Origin of the sequence: Bradyrhizobium sp. RP6, assembly GCF_003837805.1 — a bacterium.
Taxonomy (GTDB): Bacteria; Pseudomonadota; Alphaproteobacteria; order Rhizobiales; family Xanthobacteraceae; genus Bradyrhizobium.
The window spans coordinates 125,902-144,801 of the sequence record NZ_RQIT01000016.1 but is presented as its reverse complement, the minus strand read 5'-3'; the positions used below and the strand labels follow the sequence as shown (position 1 = coordinate 144,801).

Sequence of the window (18,900 nt, the reverse complement as noted above, 5' to 3'; positions counted from 1 at the left end):
CCCGATCCAAGGGAACGAACCAGGTCGCTTAGGTCATGCAGTCAGCCAGGACCCACTATCTTTAAGGCCCTATCCCCAACATATGAGCCGCCGCCTAGCGGACCTTGTCGCCCGCTCGCTTCGCGCGGGCCGAGCACCCAGAGCGGGAGCTGTCCTGAGAGAAGCGACCGTAGGTGAACGTCGGCTAATGGACCGGAGGCGTAGCAACGCCACGACTCTCTGGAGTCTGCTCGTCGAGGCAGATCGGACCGGATTTGCTCGAGCTGAGTTCCTCGCATTTTGACCCAGAGCGACCATTTCCGTTCGCTCATGAATGCCGTGCGCGACCGCCGCCCATGCATTCCACAAGATAGTCGACGAATACCCGAACACGAGCAGGCATGTTCGCGCCGCCCACGAAGACGGCATGAAAGATTTCCTTGTCACCCGGATTGAACGGTTCGAGAAGCGGGACGAGGCGCCCCTTCGCAAGCGCGTCGCCCAGGCTAAAGTTGCCGACCCGGGCGATGCCAACGCCGTCGAGAGCCAATTGGCTCAGCGTGTCGCCACTGTTCGCCTCAATGGCGCCCTGGACCTTGAGGACGAAGTCGGCTCCGTCGCGGCGGAACGGCCAGACAGGCTCGGCCCGGCGAAAACTGAAGTTTAGGCAATTGTGGTTGTAAAGGTCTTCAGGCTTTTCGGGCACGCCCCAGCGCGTCAGATAGTGCGGCGAGGCTACGATCGTTCGGCCGTTATCACTGAGCCGGCGCACCGTGAGCGCACTGTCTGCCAGCGGCCCGCCGCGAACCGCCACATCCGCCTGCCCCGCAGCAACATCGACGATCCCGTCGCTGAGATTGATGTCGACCAGGATGTTGGGATAGCGCCGCACGAACTCGCCAAGCAGAGGCACGATGCAGAGACGCCCATGAGAGACCGCCGCACTGACCCGGATGCGGCCGCGGGGCGACCCCTGGTCGGAGATCGCCTGTTCGGCTTCATCGAGGTCGGCGAGAATGCGGCGGGCCGCGCCGAGATAGGCGCGACCTTCTGCGGTCGGGGTCAATGCGCGCGTCGTCCGTAACAGCAGGCGTGCGCCGAGCCGCTGCTCGATCCGGTCAAGGGTGCGGCTCACGGCCGATGGCGTGAGGCCAAGCGCCCGGCCCGCCGCCGAGAAGCTGCCGCCGTCGATTACGGCGCAGAACACTTCCAGTTCCCGGGCTCGATCCGCGGTCTCGGCTGCCACCTTTGCGCTCCGTTCAAAAATGCTTCGCCCAAGCCCTAGCTAATCCCAATGATCTTCCTCGTCTAGTTTTGCGTCTGCGAGAAAGACGACAAACACAGGAGATCACCCCATGACCGTCCCCACCCAGCTTCGCCGGTTTGCCCTGACCGGAGCCGCACTTGCCGCCCTGGCCGGTACCGCCGCATCGGCGGCCGACGTGCCCACGGGCTTTCCCAATACGTTCCGCACCGAGAAGATTGCGACCAACGGCACCACCCTGCACGTCCGGGTCGGCGGGGCCGGCCCGGCGGTCGTGCTGCTGCATGGCTATGGCGAGACCGGCGACATGTGGGCGCCGCTCGCGGCGAGCCTTGCGCGCAATCACACCGTCATCGTGCCCGACCTGCGGGGCATGGGCCTTTCGGCTCGCGCCGTCGATGGTTTTGATAAAGTCAATCAGGCGGAGGACATTGTCGGCGTGATGGACACGCTGCACGCGCCACGCGCCGACATCGTGGCGCACGACATTGGCAACATGGTCGCCTTTGCCGTGGCCTCGCGGCACGGCGAACGCGTGACGAAGCTGGTGCTGATGGATGCGCCGGTCCCGGGCGTCGGTCCGTGGGAAGACATCCTGAAGAACCCGTTGCTGTGGCACTTCCGGTTCGGCGGGCCGGATATGGAGCGCCTGGTGGCGGGCCGCGAGCGAATCTATCTCGACCGGTTCTGGAACGAGTTCGCAGCCAATCCGGCCAATTTTCCGGAGCCGGCCCGGGTTCATTACGCTCAGCTCTACGCTGCGCCGGGGCGAATGCACGCCGGCTTCCGCCAGTTCGCCGCCTTCGATCAGGACGCGATCGACAATCGCGCCTGGCTATCCGCTCATGGCAAGTTGCTCATGCCGGTTCTCGCGGTCGGGGGCGCAGCATCTTTCGGCCCTGCAATGGCGGCGGTTATGCAGGCTGGCGCAGTCGATGTGCAGGAGCGCGTCATCGCAGGCTCCGGTCACTGGCTGATGGAGGAGCAACCCGTAGCCACGGCAGCCGCGATTGAGAGCTTCCTCGACGAGGGACCCGGCGCCGCGGAGAGCGGGCACCTGAGGCAGACGGCCCTGACACTGGAACAGACGCAAACCATCCCGCAGTCCGGCGCGGGCGCCGGCACGTCCGGAGTTGGTGCCATCCGTACGGTGCTGCTATCCGGTGACCCGGCGAAGCCCGGCCCCTACGTACTCGAGATCCACGTTCCGCCGAATACCACGATCGCGGCTCATACCCACCGCGACGACCGCTTTGGCACGGTGATCTCCGGCACTTGGTACTTCGGCTACGGCAGCAAGGAGTCCGACGCCGTCGTCAAGTCATTGCGTGCAGGCGGCCTCTACACCGAGCCCAGCGGCGTGGCGCACTTTGCCTCAACCCGCGCCGAGGGCGCTGTCGTCCGCGTGACCGGCGTCGGGCCCAGCGACACCTCGCCTGTCCCCGCCACCGTGTCGCGCTGACGTGCTCCAGACAAGGGCCACTGATCATGATCGTGGAGACCGGCGACGCTGCGATCATCGCGCAAACCAACGCATCGCAAAAGCCGCCGGTCATCTTCATCCATGGCTTGTGGTCCAAGTCCACTATCTGGCGCGGCTGGAATGACGTGTTCGAAGCAGCCGGCTATGTTCCTTTGGCACCTGAATGGCCGGCGAGGCTGGGCGGCGCCGCGGGCCCGGAAACCATTGGCGAGGTCGCGGCGCATCTGGCCCGCATCGCCGGCGCGCTGGAGCGCCGCCCGGCGCTCATTGGCCATGCGTTCGGTGCACTGATCGCACAGATCCTGGCCGCGCGGGGGCTTTCTGCCGCGACCGTTGCAATCGAACCGGGCTCGTTCGGCGGGGGGCTGCCGCTCGACGCCTGGGCCGAAGCGCCGGTCGACGCCGCGGCTGCCGGGCGCGGACCGTTGCTGATGATCTCGTTCGCGCGCGATCACATCCTCTCGTCATCAGTCCGCCGCGGGGCCTATGACCAGCAGGGGTGCTACGGGCACGCCGTCACCGAATTTATCGAACTGCCGCGACGCGGTCGCTCTATGCCTGTAGAAAGCCGCTCGTCGGGGGTGGCCCAGACGGCGCTGACATTCCTGAAGCGCTTTCTTTAGCGTTCAGTCGCACGTGTTGCCGCCAACTTCCGCTTATGGCCGATATTGTTGCAAAAATCAGTTGAGACGAGCCAGCAAGCGTGATTCCGTTGTGTTGACGCGAATCGCGACGAGGTCGATCCATGATGGGCCGTCTGAAGAGTGACCAAGGTCAACTGTTCTACGAGTTTCGTCTCAGCGACGCGGTTCCCGAAGATCATCTGGTGCGGAGGATCGACACTGCTCTCGATCTGTCCTGGCTTCGCAGCGAACTTGCTCCTCATTATTCGTCATGGGGCGCCCGTCGATCGATCCGGAGCTGATGATCCGGATGCTGATCGTAGGGTATGTCTTTGCGATCCGTTCGGAGCGGCGCTCTGCCGCGAAGTGCAGGTGAACCTCGCTTATCGGTGGTTCTGCAAGCTCGGCATCGAGGATACCGTGCCGGATCATTCGGCGTTCTCGCGTGCCCGCAATGAGCGTTTTCGCGAGGGGGATGTTTTTCGTCGCGTGTTTGAACGAGTCGTCGAGGCGTGCATTGCGGTCGGTCTGGTTGGTGGCGAAGGCTTTGCAGTCGATGCGAGCCTGATTGCGGCTGACGCCAACAAGCAGCGCTCGATCGCAGGTCAGGATTGGCGCAGGGACCGTGATCCGGCGAGGTCAAGCCGCGCGGTGAAGGAGTATCTGGCGACCCTCGACGATACCGCGTGGGGCGCCGCCAGCGACGTTATCCCGAAGTTCGTTTCGCCCTCCGATCCTGCGGCTCAGTGGACCGGCGCTCACAAGGGAGCGGCATTCTTCGCTTACTCCGACAACTGTCTCATCGACGTGAAGTTCGGCGTCATCCTCGATGTCGAAGCAACCCGTGCCATTCGCCAGGCCGAGGTCGGCGCGGCAAAGACCATGATCGAGCGGACGGAGGAGCGCTTTGGTCTCAAGCCGGAGCGGCTTGTCGGGGATACCGCCTCCGGGGCAGCTCCGATGCTGAACTGGCTGGTCGAGGAGAAGGGCATCGCGCCATATCCCCGTATTCGACAAGTCGAAGCGGAATGACGGCACCTTCTCGCGCAGCGACTTTCGATATGATCCGACCAGCGACGTCTACCACTGCCCCAGCGGAAAGCAGCTCGGAACGAGCGGCACCGTGCACGAGGGCAAGACGCTTCTGTATCGTGCGAGTAAGCTCGACTGCGAGGTCTGCCCTCTCAAACCGCAGTGCTGCCCAAAGGAGCCATCGCGCAAGATCCCGCGCGACATCCATGAGCACGCCCGGGACGTTGCCCGCTCGTTTGTTGGCACCGAGGGCTTCGAGACGTCTCGACGTGAGCGGAAGAAGATCGAGATGCGGTTTGCACACCTGAAACGCATTCTCAGGCTCGGTCGGCTTCGACTGCGTGGACCACGAGGTGCACAGGATGAGTTTGTTCTGGCTGCCATCGCGCAAAATCTCAGGCGCCTCGCGTCGCTCATTGCACGACCTCCGCCCGCTCATGCTCTGTGCCTCGCGTAGCGTAGGAGTTGCGTAGAGCGTCAGGGTCGGCGGATCAAACCGGTCCACTTTGCCGAATGGCCGAAGGGCCATCCGTCGTCTACACCGACTTTTGCAACCAATCGGCTCTTAGCGGACCTTGTCGGAGAAGCCCCGCCGACTTCTGCTCTTGACTCACTGGCGACATTCCGGCCTCAAAGCAGGCGTGAGGTCGTGTGTGCTCGTCTGTTCAATCGGGATCGTGCGGCGCGGTTTGAAAATTCGAGCTGTAGCGTGACTCGCGTATCGGAAGTTGTGATATATGTCGGCCCCTGACCGACCACGCCACTCAGCCTTGCTTCGGGTCAATCACGTCGCAATACCGGCGTCGAACTGGCGGGACGAGGATGATGTCACAGCGGGGAGGTCGACCAGGTGCGCCTTTAGATCGCGGAGTCTGCCCCCTAGGCCGCCGAGACAGTGTGTCAGCGTCGTTGTCGTTGATGAAGCCAAGCGATCAGAATGCCAAGCTGCTAGCCATGCCGACGATGCACAAGAACATCGCTGCAGTGGCGACCCAGCCCAACCAATAGACCGGCCCCGAGATCACCAAATCGCCCATGACGGATTTCCGCCGGACTAGCAGCATCATGACGGTCATGATCGGGGCTGCCAGTACACCGTTGATGACCGCGCTCCAATAGAGCGCCTTGATGGGATCGAGCGCTGTGAAGTTGAGCCCGACGCCGAGTGCGACCGAGATTGCCAGTACGCTGTAGAAGGCAAGGGCTTCTTTCGGCTTTCGCGACAGTCCGACCGGCCACTTGCGACCTTCCCCGATCGCGTAGGCGGTCGAGCCGGCCAGCACCGGGATTGCAAGAAGGCCTGTCCCGATGATGCCAAGCGCGAAGATCAACTCGGCGATTGCCCCCGCGACAGGCCGTAAGGCTTCGGCGGCCTGAGCTGAGGATTCGATGTCGGTCTTGCCGGACGCGTGCAACGTTGCGGCCGTCATCATGATGATCGCGACGGCAATGACGTTCGACACTGCCATGCCGACAAGGGTGTCGATCCGGATTCGCTTGACTTCCTCATCCTCCTTCTCCGGCTCGCGCTTGAGCGGCTTCTTGTCGGGATCGATCCGCTGCTCCTCCGCTTCTTGGGAGGACTGCCAGATGAACAGATAGGGCGAGATCGTCGTCCCAAGGATCGCGACCAGGGTGGTCAGAAAGGGCCCACTCCATTGGAGCTTGGGAATGAGCAATCCCTTGAGAGCCTCGGCCCAAGGCACCTTTGCGAGAAAAAGCGCAATGACGTAGGCGAACAAGACCAGGGTCAGCCACTTCAGAATGGACACGTAACGCTCATACTTGAAGAAGATCTGCGCGACCACCGAGACCGCGCCGAAAAGCACAACGTAAAGCGTTCCGGGCCCACCTATCAGAAGCTTGAGAGCATCGCCCATCGCCCCAAGGTCCGCGGCGACATTGATCGTGTTGGCGACGAAAAGCAGCACGATCATTGACCAGACGACAGGCGCGGGAAAATTTCGGCAGACGTTTCCTGCGATGCCGTGGCCCGTGACGCGGCCGATGCGGCCCGAGATTTCTTGGATTGCGGCCATCAGCGGATAGGTGATCAGCATCGTCCAGCCGATGCCGAATCCGAGCTGAGCGCCCGCCTGACTGTAGGTACCGATGCCGGAAGGATCGTCGTCGGAAGCCCCCGTGATGAGACCAGGCCCGAGGCGCTGCAAGAAGCCGTCCTGATCGTCATTCTCGATCGGCTTCTTGCCCCTACTCGCCTTTGCCGCCACGTGAGACTCTCCGCTTGTTTCAGCCCGGAACCGTCAACGCGCCGGCCGTCGGAAGGGTCCGCACGGTCGCGCACGCGTCCATAACTGGGATTCGCTCTCCGCGATTCGGGAAAAACAAGCAAATTTCCTTCGCAATTTCGGAACCTTGCCATCATTCGCTGGTTCTCGCATGCCGCATCCTGCGGCCAGGAGAATCTCATGAAGAAGCTGATGCTGAAGTGCGCGGTTGCTGCCCTGATCTCGACCGGCGCGATGGCGCAGTCCACAGTCGTCACCACCACCACCGGCACGGGCCACGCTGCCGCTGTGCAGATCGAGCCGGAATACCGCACCAAGATCCGCACCTACGTCACCGAGCACAAGGTGCGTCCCGTGCAGACCCGTGAGAAAATCGTTGTTGGCCAACCGGTGCCCCGCGAGGTTGAGCTCGAGGCGGTGCCCGCCGATTGGGGTCCCTCGCTCACCAAGTATCGTTACGTCTACTCGGGCGAACGCGTAATGCTGGTCGATCCGTCGACGCGCACGGTCGTCCAGGAGATCGACTAACCCTTCCCGGCGGGTCGCTCAATCAAGCGACCCGCCTCCGGTCAATCCGGCCCGCCGATTTCTGAATCCTTCCTTGCGAGCGGCCGTCCATGCCGATCATCCGATACTTCGTCTTCGTCGGCGCGCTGCTGCTGGCGCTGCTCTTCGCTGCGGACCGGTACCTGCCGGCCCCTTTAGAGCGCGCGGGCCCGTCCGATCCGGATAGGACCATCATCCGGATCGCCTCGGCGAGAAGCCTTCCGGAGAAGATCGTGTTCGACACAGGGCCTCGCGCCGATGTGCCGATGTTCGCGCAGGCCGATTCAATCCCTGAAGCACCGCAGTACCAGGTGCGCGAAGCCATGGCCGCCATGCCTGCAGCACTTTCCGTGGAGGTCAGGAAAGAAGCGCCGGTGCGCGCCTCAGCAGCGGTCCGCCCGCATCCGAAGCGCTCGGCAAAGCTGCAGAAAAGGACGCCAGACCGACGTCTCGCCTTCGAGCGGCGCGACCCGTTTGCCGGCGCATGGTGGTGAGCGGAAAGCTCGACACTGGCCCAAAAGAAAAGGCCGCTCCTAGAGGCGCGGCCTTCGTGGCCTTCAGGTGTGCCCGTCCTCACCAGTGGCGGTGTTGCCGATGCCAGTGGTGGCGAACGACCGGATAGGCCCCCCGGTAATAGGCGTAGGCCGGCCGGACGGCACGGCGATAGCGATAACCGTAGGACACCGGCGCCGTGTAGTAGGTCGTGGTGTAGCCGCCTCCCCAGCGATAGGGCTCCTCGTATCCATAGTCGTAGGCGTAAGGACCGCCATAGTAGCCGGCCCCATAGTAGCCAGGACCGCCGTAGTAACCATAGCCGGGCCCCCAGCCATATGCCGAGGAGGCAATCCCGCCAATGACCGCGCCCGCAACTAGGCCTCCGGCGACGCCCGGTCCCCAGCCACCCCACCCGCCTCGCCAGTGGGCTTCGGCAGGAGATGTCGTGGCCACAGAGGCCAGACCAAGAGCGCCGACCATCAGCGCCGACATTGCAATCTTCTTCATCGAGGATCCTTTCACGTTGTTCGAGCGCCCCGCCGACAACGGGAAAACCTGGCAAGAGTTTCGCTGTCGCCGGTAGCGGGCAATGGGTGCCGGGTCAGCTTCACTCGAAAGGCACGAGCTTGAACCACAACACGACGGCTCTGGTTCGTTCAGTTCATGCTGCGCCGCGGAAGGCGCTCGACGGCGATCGCCAGGTGACCGCGTTAACTTTATTGATTCGCCCCAGGGCGTTTCCGCAGTAAGCTAACTCTTCTAGCGTGGGGGGTTCCCATGTTCGATGCGGCCACGACCGCGCTTCTGCGCGCCGTCCTCGATGAGGTCTGCGAGGACATCTCGCGTTGGGAAACCGGCGCGCGCACGCACGTCGCTTCGCGAATTCTAGAAGCCGCCGCAAAAGGCGACATCGCCGCAGAGAGCCTGAAACGGGTCGGCCGCGAAGCGCTTCACGACGCGCCCACCATGTGGCGATAGCACGGGACGTGGCGGCGTGAACTTCCAGGTCACGGTACTCAAGGTCCTGGTGAGCTATCCCAACGGATTCGCCATCATGGCGGATCTCAAGCGCGACATGGCCATCTTGGCGACGAGCGGGCGAGAATGGAGCGAGCGAACCAAGCGCCTCGCAGCGCGCGTGCCGGACCTCGATATCTTTCGCAGGCGCTGGTCGAGCGTCTGAACTGCGGATGGCGGATCACCGACAAGGGCCGAACGGTGTTCGACTTCATGGAAGCGAGGTCTTCAGGACCGCAGCCAGAACGGAATGCTCCGGTCGAAGATCTCGCGAGCGCAGAACCCGCGCCCAGACTCCTCGCCTCTACAAGAGCGGACCGCAGCCGGCGCCTCCAGCGGCGCCGCGCAGCGCGAGCGCGCGCGCGTGCCAAGGCGCCCTGAATCCTTCGTCTAAGGACCGGGAAAAATAGGAAACCTTCCGGAGCGCCTTGAGTTGGCAGCGACTGGGTTCAGTCTCCGCAGAGTGAGCATGGCCGACGACGTCGTCTTGAAGAACGCCACGGAGACCGCCTGGACCGTGTATCGGGCGCGGCACCCCGACGTCGACGCTCATGATGGCCGGCGCTGCCTCATGGAGCGCCATCTGCATCGGAGATGGGAAGAGCGACAGAGCGATACCGAAGAACTCGCCACCTTCGGGTTAGCCTACCTGCACAGGCTCTCCAGAGACGAATGTTGACGAGCATGAAAATGCTCGTCGCGCGCCTAGCCAACGGAAGCACAAGGCCCGTTTGGACGCTGCTTGCGATTTCGTTTCTGATCTCCGCGACCATCGTGATCGGCCTGCGCATCGCGTTCGGGGCCTAGCTCGATGCGGATCGCTCAGCTTGCCCCGTTGGCCGAAAGCGTTCCTCCGAAGCTGTACGGTGGTACCGAGCGGGTGATCGCCTGGCTGGTCGACGAACTGGTCGACCTCGGCCACGACGTCACCCTGTTCGCGAGCGGAGATTCCAGTACGAAAGCCAAGCTTCACGCGGTGTGGCCGCGCGCGCTGCGCCTGGGGCGGCGGGGTGTCGACACGAACGCCGCCTGTTCGCTGCTGATCGAGGCCGTCGCCGAGCGTGCACACGAATTCGACGTCATTCATTCCCATGTCGACTGGCTGCCGCTGCCGGTGCTGAGCCGGACGGGCGTGCCGTTTCTAACGACGATGCACGGCCGGCTCGACCTTCCGGGCTTGCCCGACGTGATCGGGGCTTTCCCCAAGGCGCCGTTCGTCTCCATCTCCGACAATCAGCGGCGTCCGCTCCCGGGTGCCAACTGGATCGCGACGATTCAGCACGGATTGCCGAAGGACCTGTTTCGCCCCTCCTACGAAGCCGGGTCGTACCTGGCCTTTCTTGGTCGGCTGACGGCGGAGAAGGGACCGGAAGCCGCGATACGCATCGCACGGGCGGTCCAGCTGCCGCTCCGCATCGCGGCCAAGATACCCCGGGCCGAGACGGCCTACTTCAAGAAGAAGCTCGAACCCGAGATCGACGGAGAGACGGTCCAGCTCATCGGCGAGGTGGATGAAATCCAGAAGCAACCTTTTCTCGCCGGCGCCGCGGCCTTGCTGTTTCCTATCGACTGGCCGGAGCCGTTCGGCCTCGTCATGATCGAGGCGATGGCGTGCGGGACACCCGTGATCGCCTACCGGTCCGGATCAGTGCCGGAGGTCGTCGAGGACGGTGTCACCGGCTTCATCGTGGAAGGCGCGGCGCAGGCGATCGAAGCGGTCAAGGAAGTCGTCCGGCTGGACAGAAGAAAGGTCCGCGCCCGCTTCGAGGAGCGCTTCGTCGCGAGTCGCATGGCGAAGGAATACGAAGCTCGGTATCGCGAATTGACCTCCCAAGCGCGACGCCCGCTTCACGCAGCGGGTAAGTGACGAATCCTTTGGCGTTAGTCCCCGGCGCCTCCTACCGGGAACAAGCGGAACTGCCGGGCGTTGTGGGCGCGGTATCCGATGGGATGCTGGTCCACTGGAGGATATGATCTATGAAAAGGATTCTTGCCGTCGCTCTGCTTGGCACTGCCATGATGGGCGGGGCTGCATTCGCGCAATCCACGCAACCGGCCGATCGCGCCGCGCCGGCCGCCACCGCCGCTCACACGACCGACGCGAAAATGGCGTTCAAGGGCAACTGGCGCGCCTCGAAGCTCATCGGCCTGAACGTCTACAACGAGAACAATGAGAAGCTCGGCGACATCAACGAGCTGCTCGTCGACAAGGGCGGCAAGATCAATGCGGTGGTGATCGGAATCGGCGGCTTCCTGGGAATGGGCGAGCACGACATCGCAGTCTCCATGGACAAGCTGAAGTTCGTCGAAGAGCCTGTCCGGACAAGCTCGACCAGCACCACCACCACTACTGCGCGCGACACGACCACCGGCGCGGCTTCGACCAACACCGCGAACCCCAACGCCAACGATTGGGTTCCCGACCACGCCGTCATGAGCGGCAGCAAGGAGCAGTTGAAGGCGCTCCCGCAGTTCAAGTATTCGGACTACAACTAAGGATACCAAGCGTTCTCGGATCAAGGGCCTCCGTTAGAGGCCCTTTTTCTTTGAGGTTCGATGACGCGGGCCCAAACGGAAACGGCCCGTCCGGGATGCCGTACGGGCCGTTCGTGCGAAAGCCACTAGCTCAGTGCATATGAACCAGGAAATAGCCGACGCCGCCAACAACGAGGACGGCAGGAACGACCCACAGAATCAATACAGGCATTTTCTCCTCCAATTGCTGTCAGTAGGTTGGCGGGCTTTCCTTCGGCCCGCGAATGATCGCTTACTGCTCGGTGCAGACCTTGGTGGTCTTCACGGCGGACTCGGCTTCCGTCTTGGTCTTGTAGACGCCGTTACCCACGACCGTGGTGGTGGTCGTCGTCGGCTTGGTGTCGACGACGGTGCACTTCTTGGTGGTCGCATCGCGCACGATGTAGAACTCGGCGGCGCTGGCCGCCTGGGTGCCGAGGGCGAAGGCGGCGAGCGCGCCGCACACGATCAACTTCTTCATGATGGCTCAGTCTTCGTAAGTAGCCAGTGCCAACGGGATTTGGTCGACGAAGTTCCGGTTGTTCCCGCCCGCGAAAACCGCCGTGCCATTTCGCTACACCAAGAATCCTCTCAGGCCCGAAGGAAACAAGAACGCTTTGCCAGATTTTCCCGGAATCGGATCCGCGCGCGCCGGCAAGGGTTGATCGACGTCCACATTTGGAGATTTCAGATGAACAAGCGTTTATTCTTGGCCACTTCCGCTGCAGTCGCCCTGGCGACTTCGGCCTTCGCGCAGTCCTCTCCGAGCACGTCAAGCTCGAATCCGCCCGCCACACTGCGTCAGCAGGATTCAACGTCGACAACGACGCCGTCGTCCTCGACGTCGGCCCCATCCACCAGCTCGTCTTCAGGATCCGCGCAGTCTTCGACGAATTCCGCCCAGACGCAGTCTCCGTCTCCGACGGGACAGAGTGCTGCAGGCCAGTCATCCAATTCCGGTACCGGGACCAATACTACGCAGGCGCCGACCTCGAACAACTCGAGCAACCAGCCCCAGACAAATCAACCGTCCGGCCAGAACACGACGCCGTCCAACCAGGCGCGGACCAACACTCCGTCGAACACGAGCCACCAGACGCAGAACGCCAACCCGCCGTCCTCCAGCACCGATCAGGCGCAGTCGCCGTCGGGTAGCGGCTCGACAAACACCGCCCAGCAGCCCAGCAATCAGCAGAACACCGCTGACCGCTCGTCGAACACGTCGGTGAACATCAACGACCAGCAGCGGACCCCCATCAGCGCGTCGATCTCTCATCTGAACGTGCAGCCGCTTACCAACGTGAACTTCTCCTTGTCGGTGGGCACGGTCGTCCCTCGCGACGTCCGCCTGCAGCCGCTGCCGGCCGAGGTCGTCGAGATCGCGCCGCAGTACCGCGGCTACAATTTCGTGCTGGTAAATGATGAGATCGTGATCGTCGAGCCGTCGACCTACAAGATCGTGACGGTCCTGCCGTACTCCGGCCGTTCGACGGCCGCCGCGCCGGCGCGGACGGAGCAGCGCAAGGCGACGTTCACTGACCGCGATCGCAAGGTCGTTCGCAAGCACGCCAAGGCGCGCCCGGTCGAGCGCGAGAAGCGGGTGACCACGGGCAGCTCGGTTCGGACCGAAATCCGCACAGGCGAGCGCGTGCCCGACGGCGTGGAGATCGCGGTCTTCCCGGAGGAGGTCTATCGGGAAGCTCCGACGCTTCGTGAATACCGGTACATCAATCGCGACAGCCGCACCTACATCGTCGAACCGGGCGATCGTCGCATCATCGAAAGATCGACTGAGTTCGCAACGAGGAGAAACGACCATGAAGACACTCGCACTTGGCGCCGCAGCCGCGGCCCTGCTGGGATCGGCGGCGCTCGCCGCTCCGCTGAATCCGACCGCCGTCGGCTCGGCCGAAGTCTCGGGCATCGACCAGGTCCGCCTGGTCTGCAACGAATACGGTCGCTGCTACCGCACCCGCGGCCCTCGCTACGTTCAGCGCTACTACGGTGACGATGACGGATACGTCGTCCGCCGCAGCTACGGCCACTACGGTGGGCCCGGTTATTACGATCGCGGCTACGGCTACTACGGCGGTGGTCCGAGCATCGGGTTCAGCTTCGGCACCCGGAGCTGGTGAACCAGAGAAAGGGCCGCTCTTCGAGCGGCCCTTTCTCTGGCAATCTTGGGTAAACCAATGTCCGCTCTTGCAAACCTGATCGTACAGAAAGAGCAATTGCTGGCACGACTCGAAGCTCATCCCGGCCCCAATGAGCGAGCTGAAATTCAGGCGCTGCTCGCCAAGATTGAAACCGCTCTCAAGCTACTAGAGCCAGAGGGCACTCCTCTAACGAGCGGCTAATATCGAGACTCACCCAGGGTTTGAGGCGATGACGATGCGATCTGTTGTTAACTTGACGGCGGGTTGTCTAACCCTCGCCTATGCCGGTTACGCCGAGGCGCGCTCCTATCCAATACACGCCTTCGATGGTGCGTGGCACCTGATCTTCGAGATGCGGTCCGGATCTTGCGATCCAAGCTACAATTTCGACGTGAACATCTCGAATGGCAACATCTCTCATCCAAACCTTGTCAGATTTCGGGGGCGTGTATCGAGAACCGGCGCAGTGCGCGCTTCTGTAACCGTTCAGGACAAGCATGCCGCGGGCGCCGGCAGATTGACACCGACCAGTGGAACGGGATCTTGGAGTGGCTATTCCGGTGCTGCCAGATGCAGCGGAGTCTGGAAGGCGACCAAGGTTTAGGAGAGTTGTTGCTTCCACTGGAAGAGGAACCTCCGATGCTCCACTTTTCTGCGCTCCGCTCCGCCTCAAACACGCGGGCGCGAAGCCTTTTCAATTCGGATAATTCAGACGTGAGCTGCTCAAGACGCGCATGCAGCACAGCAGCATCAACGGGACCATGGTGTTCACGCATGTCGTATGACCCCCAATCAAGCTTTGGAACAAACTTGAATCATAGCCCGTCGCTGGATCAATCGGGAAAATGATGCAATCACGACTCAGATCCGCCCGACATCGTTCCAGCATCTACATATGTGAATCGTACATTGCCTTACCCGAAACTTAGTCGGCGAACCAACAAGGTGCAGCGCGAACGTGCAGCTGAGCCAGCATCGTTCCGTGGCGGCGCGACCGCAGGACGTCACTCTGGTTAGACCTGGTTCCAAAAGGCACCACCTGTTCCGGCTCAATACAGTCGGAACTTGAGTTCTGCTGCTTGATCAGCAGTTCAATCTCAAGGGCCTCGATTGCAAGTTCCTCTGCCAAACGTCCGAACAGTTCTCGCTTGCCCGTGTCACCCGTCTGCCTGCTCGTGAGGGCGACTTCTGCAGCATTGGCGCGGAGATCTCGAATGTTTCCTTAGATCTTTCATTGCATTTGGCTCAAGTCTCGCCTCCCGCGCGGGTAGCGACAGGACGACGACAAGAACACGCCACCGGTTCATCGTTTCGTTGCTACTTGATGTGACGACGGGCCATGTCGAGATAAACCCCACGAACGCGGCTGAGCCAGTAGAGGTCGCGCGCAGCGCCTCCCCATCTCACCATTCCATCAACCCCCGCGCAAGACGCTTGCGCTCGAGCTGCTTGGCGTCCAGGATTCCGCCGCTGCCGGCGCAGACGACTAGCCCTCAATGAACCAAGAAGGCGTCCCCTCGAAGGGCTTTCTGCTCCGGATAAAGGCCCCAGCTCGGGGCTAGGGGGACTATGAGCTGGGGCCAGTTCGGGGTTCACCCTTGGGGCAGGGGCATCGGGAAAACTTGGCACTCGCCCTATCGTTCCTCTGTGCGCAACAGGTTCGGCGTTGCTCATCGACGACGTTCTTCTGGCCGACGCCTGCATGGGTGCGGAAGTTAAAATTAGCCGCAAGGATGCAATGCTCCCACAGCACATCGGTGCTAAGCTACCCCATGCGCTCGGGGGGTAACATTGGCCATCTATCGAATACTTCAGAACTCACCTCCAGGGCCGGAAGAGATCGCACGGCTTTCGAGGGCCTACGAAGAGGCGCTCCGCAGGATCGGCGTGCAGGATCGCAACGACCCTCTGACCGAACTGATCGCCAAGAAGATCATCGAGGTCGGTCAGACCGGCCTCAAGGATCCCGCTGAAATCTGCGGCCGGGCGGTCGAGGAATTAGGCCTGCCGAAAGGATGATTCCGAGGGAGCGGCCAGTGCCGCTGCCCTGAAGGATCGCAAGCGCGGCGGGCAAGCCAACTCTCGTCGACAGAAACGCGCCTTCGGGAGGCGAGGACAAGTAACTGGGTCCCCGCACCTTGCCAAAATCGAACGACGTTCGAGCCTATACCGAGGCCGATCCCGGACCACGGCCTAGCCGTCGTCAGCCTTCTTCCCTGCGTCCTGCTCCTCGGTGGGCAGGCTCGCCTCAAGCTCGGCAATGATGTCCTGCAGCAGCCGCACGGCAAGCGGATCCGTCGCTTCCGCGTGCAGCCTTCGGTATCGCTGCAGTTCTTCGAGTATCTTCGGCGATTGGGCGGCCATGGTCTGTCGCTCCAAACCGTCTACGCCAGAGCGGACCTCGGGTTGCAATCACCTTCGGCGAAATTGAGCGCTTGCGCCGCTCAGGCGTCGAGCGCGAGCGAGACCTGCACCTCGCACCCCTTCGGAAGCGGCCTTCTCATCACGGTCCCCTTCATCTGCGACGCCAACAGGCTGATCAACTGCGTGCCGAGTCCGCTCCTGACTTCGGTCGGACAGCCGACGCCGTCGTCCTGTACCGTTACGAGGATGCGGTCGTCCTTCGCGCACATCGACCTCCACCGTGCCGCGACGCCCCTCTGGAAAGGCGTACTTGAAACAGTTCGTCACCAGTTCGTTCACGATCAGCCCGATCGAAGCCGCTTGCGAGCTCCGCCCTTCAATGTCGTCGCAGCAGACCCCGATCGAGATCGTACGGACGCCACGATGGAAGTCGGCCAGGCCACCACAGAGGAATTGGATGTACGGCGCGAGCGCGATGCGGCTGCTGTCAGCGGTATCGCGCAAGCGGTCGTGGACCTTGGCGTACCGCATCCAGGAGCTGGCGTACGGTGGACTGTCAACCGACGCCGTGCGGCGGCTGGAAGCCTTGGCGGCCGACCTGCCAGGGCAGCAAGCGCGTCCGGCACAAAAATTCGGACCGCCCCGTCAGCGGCACCCGGCTCATCCGGGAGTGGAAGGGCGTCGAGCACCGGGTAACGGTCCGCGACGCCGACTTCGAGTACCAAGGCAGGCCGTACAAATCGCTTTCTGCGGTCGCCAGAGCCATCACGGGCACCCGGTGGAATGGCCTGGCCTTCTTTGGCCTGAAGAGCCAGCGGACGTCAGTATGAGCAAGCCGGTTGCGCGCAAGCTGCGCTGCGCGGTCTACACCCGCAAGTCCAGCGAGGAAGGCCCAGACGTGGAGTTTAACTCCCTCGAGGCCCAGCGAGAGTCATGCGAGGCCTATGTCGCAAGCCACAAGCAGGAAGGCTCGTTCCTGACCACTATGACGACGGCGGGTTCTCTGGTGGCACACTGGAGCGCCCCGCCCTCAAGCGCCTGCTGGCCGACATCGAGGCCGGCAAGGTCGACGTGGTCGTGGTCTACAAGATTGACCGGCTGTCGCGGTCCTTGATGGACTTTGCCAAGCTGGTGGAAGCGTTCGATCGACGCACGGTCACCTTTGTTTCGGTCACCCAGGCTTTCAACACCACGACGTCGATGGGGCGGCTGACGCTGAACATCTTGCTCTCCTTTGCTCAATTCGAGCGCGAGGTCACCGGAGAGCGCATCCGCGACAAGTTCGCTGCTTCTCGCAAGAAAAGCATGTGGATGGGCGGTTGGGCCCCTTCGGCTACGAGGTCAAAAATCGCAAGCTGGTGATCAATGCGCAGGATGCGGAGATCGTCCGCTGGATCTTTCGCAGGTTTGTGACGTTAGGCTCAGCCACCCTCCTAGCCCAAGAGCCCAAGCAGAAGGACGTCCGCAATCGCGATGGCTAGGCCATCGATAAGGGCGTGCTCTATAAGATGCTCAATAACCGGACCTACATTGGAGATGCCGTACACAAGGGTACCGCATATCCCGGCGAGCACGACGCGATCATCGAACGCAAACTTTGGGACAGTCGTCGCCTCTGCAAAGGTTGATGTGCACCTTCGGGTGGATGCTTCGCGTCGCTGATCGTCGAATTCAATGGCAAAGCCACGACTATGGAGGCGGCGTGACCACCAAAATCAAGCAGAATATGCGGCTGAGCCGTGACGGTTGTGAGCTAGTCGTTACCATCCCGGTCGATTTCCGGCAGAGCGGCGGCAGAAAGCAATTGTGGTCCCCCGCCGGCGTCGAGGCTTGGACCGCACCTCGGTCACGACCGAGCAACAGCCTGATTACTGCTCTAGCAAAGGCGTACCGATGGCGCCAATTGATCGAGACTGGATGCTACGCTTCTCGACAAAATTGAGGAAGCACACAAAGTGGACCCGGTCCGCGCAAGTTCTATCGTCGCCGATCTTGCGGACGCCCTTAAGTCCAATCGAATGCAGGATTTCGCCGTAAAGTACGCCCCCGCAAAATAACGTTCGAGCCGTAGGCCCCAAGTGTTACTTCAATCGAGATGCGCTGGGTGGCGCGGAAGACATTTGGCGGACTCCTGCACGACCGGAGAATCCTCACAGTCATGCGGCTCCGTTCCCCATGCAACTAGTCGAACGATGTCTTGAGACCGGCTGCCTTACAAACGGTAGCATTGGCTGCTCTTCGTTCCGGCCGTTCAGCAATCGGCATCGACATGAAGCCGACGTATTGCGCGCAGTCTGAAGACCGGAGGGACTGCCTCTGCTCAATTCAGGCAGCTAGGCTGCGAGCAATAAAGGCGCGAGCCGCTACAGCAAAGCGGCGATAGGCGTTCTTCAGCGCGTGCTATGCAAAACGGAAGCGCAGGGATTCCAAATCGCAGGGTTGTATAGAACTCAAACGGACCAACGGATTCTTGGCGATCTTGGGGGCCAATTGACAAACGAATTTTTTTGCTGTTCCGAGATGGAAATGCTTTGAATTTCAATGGCTTTTATCGTCCGTTACACATTAAAAAGTACAGAGGTTTGGAGAAAGCTGGGCAATGGAGATGGCGTCAGGGTGCAAACCTGATTCGCTGAGTACGGTTCAGCGTCAAAAAGCGCGGGAATCAGCGCCAACAAGCACTTAGATTTACACGGAGAGTATGTCCAAAAAGGAAACTGGCGGAGAGAGTGTCAGAATTAGCGTGTATCCCCCTCATTCGCACACGTTCGCCCAAGTTCAAGAAGCACTTACGCTACAGGCGCAAGCTGCTCGCCGGACCTCGCGCGCGTTCGCCCGAATTCGCGTGCAATCTTCGCGCACATATGGGCTGGAGTATGGGCGAGATCGTTCGAGGTTGGGGTTGGTCATCTGAGCCTCAATTTCGGTGCGGTCTCTATCGGTGCGCCGAAGCTTCGGTCTCTGGCAACCCTGGCTTCGCGAACCAGCCGCACCTTTTGTAGTGGTGAAGAGCGCCTGCGATCTGCCTCATCATGACCGCGACGGAATGCTGCTGTCCATCAAGCTATCGCCATTTGTCGATACGAACTGGCACTGGCAAACCTCCCTGTTTGCGGCGTTCGATCGGCGAACGGATAGTTTGATTGTTCCTCATTGCGCCAACGTGGCGACGTTCAGT

Annotated in this window: 18 protein-coding genes and 5 pseudogenes; 17 read left to right on the top strand and 6 right to left on the bottom strand. The window is 61.9% G+C overall.

What is annotated here, in order from left to right; translation table 11 throughout:
• Nucleotides 1-307 precede the first annotated feature (307 nt).
• Nucleotides 308-1,225: a LysR family transcriptional regulator gene (locus EHH60_RS25665; protein WP_124162185.1), complete on the bottom strand. Its 918-nt coding sequence runs from the start codon at nucleotides 1,223-1,225 to the stop codon at nucleotides 308-310.
• A 109-nt stretch (nucleotides 1,226-1,334) separates the two neighbouring features.
• Between EHH60_RS25665 and EHH60_RS25660 the strand changes: the two are divergent.
• The 3 genes and pseudogenes from EHH60_RS25660 to EHH60_RS25650 form a co-directional block, all read left to right on the top strand.
• A pseudogene (locus EHH60_RS25660) lies at nucleotides 1,335-2,279 on the top strand (alpha/beta fold hydrolase); the annotation flags it as partial.
• 452 nt (nucleotides 2,280-2,731) lie between these two features.
• A complete protein-coding gene (locus tag EHH60_RS25655) occupies nucleotides 2,732-3,349 on the top strand; it encodes an esterase/lipase family protein (RefSeq protein ID WP_124162183.1) in 618 nt (205 codons plus the stop codon).
• A 122-nt stretch (nucleotides 3,350-3,471) separates the two neighbouring features.
• Nucleotides 3,472-4,838: pseudogene (locus tag EHH60_RS25650) on the top strand (transposase).
• Nucleotides 4,839-5,313: 475 nt separating this feature from the next.
• Here EHH60_RS25650 and EHH60_RS25645 read toward each other — a convergent pair.
• Nucleotides 5,314-6,612: an Nramp family divalent metal transporter gene (locus tag EHH60_RS25645; RefSeq protein WP_124162182.1), complete on the bottom strand. Its 1,299-nt coding sequence runs from the start codon at nucleotides 6,610-6,612 to the stop codon at nucleotides 5,314-5,316.
• A gap of 198 nt (nucleotides 6,613-6,810) precedes the next feature.
• Between EHH60_RS25645 and EHH60_RS25640 the strand changes: the two genes are divergently transcribed.
• Nucleotides 6,811-7,158: a DUF1236 domain-containing protein gene (locus EHH60_RS25640; protein ID WP_124162181.1), complete on the top strand. Its 348-nt coding sequence runs from the start codon at nucleotides 6,811-6,813 to the stop codon at nucleotides 7,156-7,158.
• A gap of 89 nt (nucleotides 7,159-7,247) precedes the next feature.
• Nucleotides 7,248-7,670 carry a hypothetical protein gene (locus EHH60_RS25635; protein ID WP_124162180.1) on the top strand — a complete coding sequence of 141 codons (423 nt, stop codon included), beginning with the start codon at nucleotides 7,248-7,250 and terminating at the stop codon, nucleotides 7,668-7,670.
• A gap of 79 nt (nucleotides 7,671-7,749) precedes the next feature.
• Here the strand turns inward: EHH60_RS25635 and EHH60_RS25630 are convergent, their stop codons facing one another.
• Nucleotides 7,750-8,178: a hypothetical protein gene (locus EHH60_RS25630; protein WP_124162179.1), complete on the bottom strand. Its 429-nt coding sequence runs from the start codon at nucleotides 8,176-8,178 to the stop codon at nucleotides 7,750-7,752.
• A gap of 270 nt (nucleotides 8,179-8,448) precedes the next feature.
• Between EHH60_RS25630 and EHH60_RS25625 the strand changes: the two genes are divergently transcribed.
• The 6 genes and pseudogenes from EHH60_RS25625 to EHH60_RS25605 all read left to right on the top strand — a co-directional run bounded on the left by EHH60_RS25625 (nucleotide 8,449) and on the right by EHH60_RS25605 (nucleotide 11,184).
• Nucleotides 8,449-8,649, top strand: a complete 201-nt coding sequence (locus EHH60_RS25625; RefSeq protein WP_124162178.1) for a hypothetical protein — start codon at nucleotides 8,449-8,451, stop codon at nucleotides 8,647-8,649.
• 16 nt (nucleotides 8,650-8,665) lie between these two features.
• Nucleotides 8,666-9,069: pseudogene (locus EHH60_RS25620) on the top strand (hypothetical protein).
• 88 nt (nucleotides 9,070-9,157) lie between these two features.
• Nucleotides 9,158-9,367, top strand: coding sequence for a hypothetical protein (locus EHH60_RS25615; RefSeq protein WP_124162177.1), 210 nt, complete (start codon nucleotides 9,158-9,160; stop codon nucleotides 9,365-9,367).
• A gap of 5 nt (nucleotides 9,368-9,372) precedes the next feature.
• Nucleotides 9,373-9,495 carry a hypothetical protein gene (locus EHH60_RS38595; protein WP_283811851.1) on the top strand — a complete coding sequence of 41 codons (123 nt, stop codon included), beginning with the start codon at nucleotides 9,373-9,375 and terminating at the stop codon, nucleotides 9,493-9,495.
• A 4-nt stretch (nucleotides 9,496-9,499) separates the two neighbouring features.
• Entirely contained in the window at nucleotides 9,500-10,555 is a 1,056-nt protein-coding gene (locus EHH60_RS25610; RefSeq protein WP_124162176.1) for a glycosyltransferase family 4 protein, read from the top strand.
• Nucleotides 10,556-10,665: 110 nt separating this feature from the next.
• Nucleotides 10,666-11,184 (top strand): PRC-barrel domain-containing protein, encoded by a 519-nt coding sequence (locus EHH60_RS25605; protein ID WP_124162175.1) that lies wholly within the window; start codon nucleotides 10,666-10,668, stop codon nucleotides 11,182-11,184.
• Between the two features lie 271 nt (nucleotides 11,185-11,455).
• On the opposite strand, the gene EHH60_RS25600 is transcribed toward EHH60_RS25605, so the two are convergent.
• On the bottom strand, nucleotides 11,456-11,683 hold the full coding sequence (locus EHH60_RS25600; RefSeq protein WP_124162174.1) for a hypothetical protein: 228 nt from the start codon (nucleotides 11,681-11,683) through the stop codon (nucleotides 11,456-11,458).
• Nucleotides 11,684-11,893: 210 nt separating this feature from the next.
• On the opposite strand from EHH60_RS25600, the pseudogene EHH60_RS25595 reads away from it, so the two are divergent.
• The 4 genes and pseudogenes from EHH60_RS25595 to EHH60_RS25580 all read left to right on the top strand — a co-directional run.
• A pseudogene (locus EHH60_RS25595) lies at nucleotides 11,894-12,973 on the top strand (DUF1236 domain-containing protein); the annotation flags it as partial.
• A gap of 46 nt (nucleotides 12,974-13,019) precedes the next feature.
• The gene (locus EHH60_RS38145) at nucleotides 13,020-13,337 is read left to right on the top strand and encodes a hypothetical protein (protein ID WP_124162173.1); all 318 of its coding nucleotides are present in this window, start codon (nucleotides 13,020-13,022) and stop codon (nucleotides 13,335-13,337) included.
• Nucleotides 13,338-13,394: 57 nt separating this feature from the next.
• Nucleotides 13,395-13,559 (top strand): hypothetical protein, encoded by a 165-nt coding sequence (locus EHH60_RS37685; protein WP_199752002.1) that lies wholly within the window; start codon nucleotides 13,395-13,397, stop codon nucleotides 13,557-13,559.
• A gap of 1,590 nt (nucleotides 13,560-15,149) precedes the next feature.
• Nucleotides 15,150-15,377 (top strand): hypothetical protein, encoded by a 228-nt coding sequence (locus tag EHH60_RS25580; protein ID WP_124162171.1) that lies wholly within the window; start codon nucleotides 15,150-15,152, stop codon nucleotides 15,375-15,377.
• Nucleotides 15,378-15,551: 174 nt separating this feature from the next.
• Here the strand turns inward: EHH60_RS25580 and EHH60_RS37680 are convergent, their stop codons facing one another.
• A complete protein-coding gene (locus EHH60_RS37680) occupies nucleotides 15,552-15,722 on the bottom strand; it encodes a hypothetical protein (RefSeq protein ID WP_199752001.1) in 171 nt (56 codons plus the stop codon).
• Nucleotides 15,723-15,802: 80 nt separating this feature from the next.
• Nucleotides 15,803-15,991, bottom strand: coding sequence for a hypothetical protein (locus EHH60_RS25575; protein WP_124162170.1), 189 nt, complete (start codon nucleotides 15,989-15,991; stop codon nucleotides 15,803-15,805).
• A 279-nt stretch (nucleotides 15,992-16,270) separates the two neighbouring features.
• On the opposite strand from EHH60_RS25575, the gene EHH60_RS25570 reads away from it, so the two are divergent.
• Nucleotides 16,271-16,552, top strand: a complete 282-nt coding sequence (locus tag EHH60_RS25570; protein ID WP_245454589.1) for a DUF2924 domain-containing protein — start codon at nucleotides 16,271-16,273, stop codon at nucleotides 16,550-16,552.
• Nucleotides 16,549-17,326: pseudogene (locus EHH60_RS25565) on the top strand (recombinase family protein); the annotation flags it as partial. The gene EHH60_RS25570 and the pseudogene EHH60_RS25565, both read left to right, overlap by 4 nt.
• Nucleotides 17,327-18,900 lie beyond the last annotated feature (1,574 nt).

Coding starts and splice junctions, on each gene's coding strand:
- EHH60_RS25655 (WP_124162183.1), top strand. CDS start 2,732: ATGATCGTGGAGACCGGCGACGCTGCGATCATCGCGCAAACCAACGCA.
- EHH60_RS25640 (WP_124162181.1), top strand. CDS start 6,811: ATGAAGAAGCTGATGCTGAAGTGCGCGGTTGCTGCCCTGATCTCGACC.
- EHH60_RS25635 (WP_124162180.1), top strand. CDS start 7,248: ATGCCGATCATCCGATACTTCGTCTTCGTCGGCGCGCTGCTGCTGGCG.
- EHH60_RS25630 (WP_124162179.1), bottom strand. CDS start 8,178: ATGAAGAAGATTGCAATGTCGGCGCTGATGGTCGGCGCTCTTGGTCTG.
- EHH60_RS25625 (WP_124162178.1), top strand. CDS start 8,449: ATGTTCGATGCGGCCACGACCGCGCTTCTGCGCGCCGTCCTCGATGAG.
- EHH60_RS25615 (WP_124162177.1), top strand. CDS start 9,158: ATGGCCGACGACGTCGTCTTGAAGAACGCCACGGAGACCGCCTGGACC.
- EHH60_RS38595 (WP_283811851.1), top strand. CDS start 9,373: ATGAAAATGCTCGTCGCGCGCCTAGCCAACGGAAGCACAAGGCCCGTT.
- EHH60_RS25610 (WP_124162176.1), top strand. CDS start 9,500: ATGCGGATCGCTCAGCTTGCCCCGTTGGCCGAAAGCGTTCCTCCGAAG.
- EHH60_RS25605 (WP_124162175.1), top strand. CDS start 10,666: ATGAAAAGGATTCTTGCCGTCGCTCTGCTTGGCACTGCCATGATGGGC.
- EHH60_RS25600 (WP_124162174.1), bottom strand. CDS start 11,683: ATGAAGAAGTTGATCGTGTGCGGCGCGCTCGCCGCCTTCGCCCTCGGC.
- EHH60_RS38145 (WP_124162173.1), top strand. CDS start 13,020: ATGAAGACACTCGCACTTGGCGCCGCAGCCGCGGCCCTGCTGGGATCG.
- EHH60_RS37685 (WP_199752002.1), top strand. CDS start 13,395: ATGTCCGCTCTTGCAAACCTGATCGTACAGAAAGAGCAATTGCTGGCA.
- EHH60_RS37680 (WP_199752001.1), bottom strand. CDS start 15,722: ATGGCCGCCCAATCGCCGAAGATACTCGAAGAACTGCAGCGATACCGA.
- EHH60_RS25575 (WP_124162170.1), bottom strand. CDS start 15,991: ATGTGCGCGAAGGACGACCGCATCCTCGTAACGGTACAGGACGACGGC.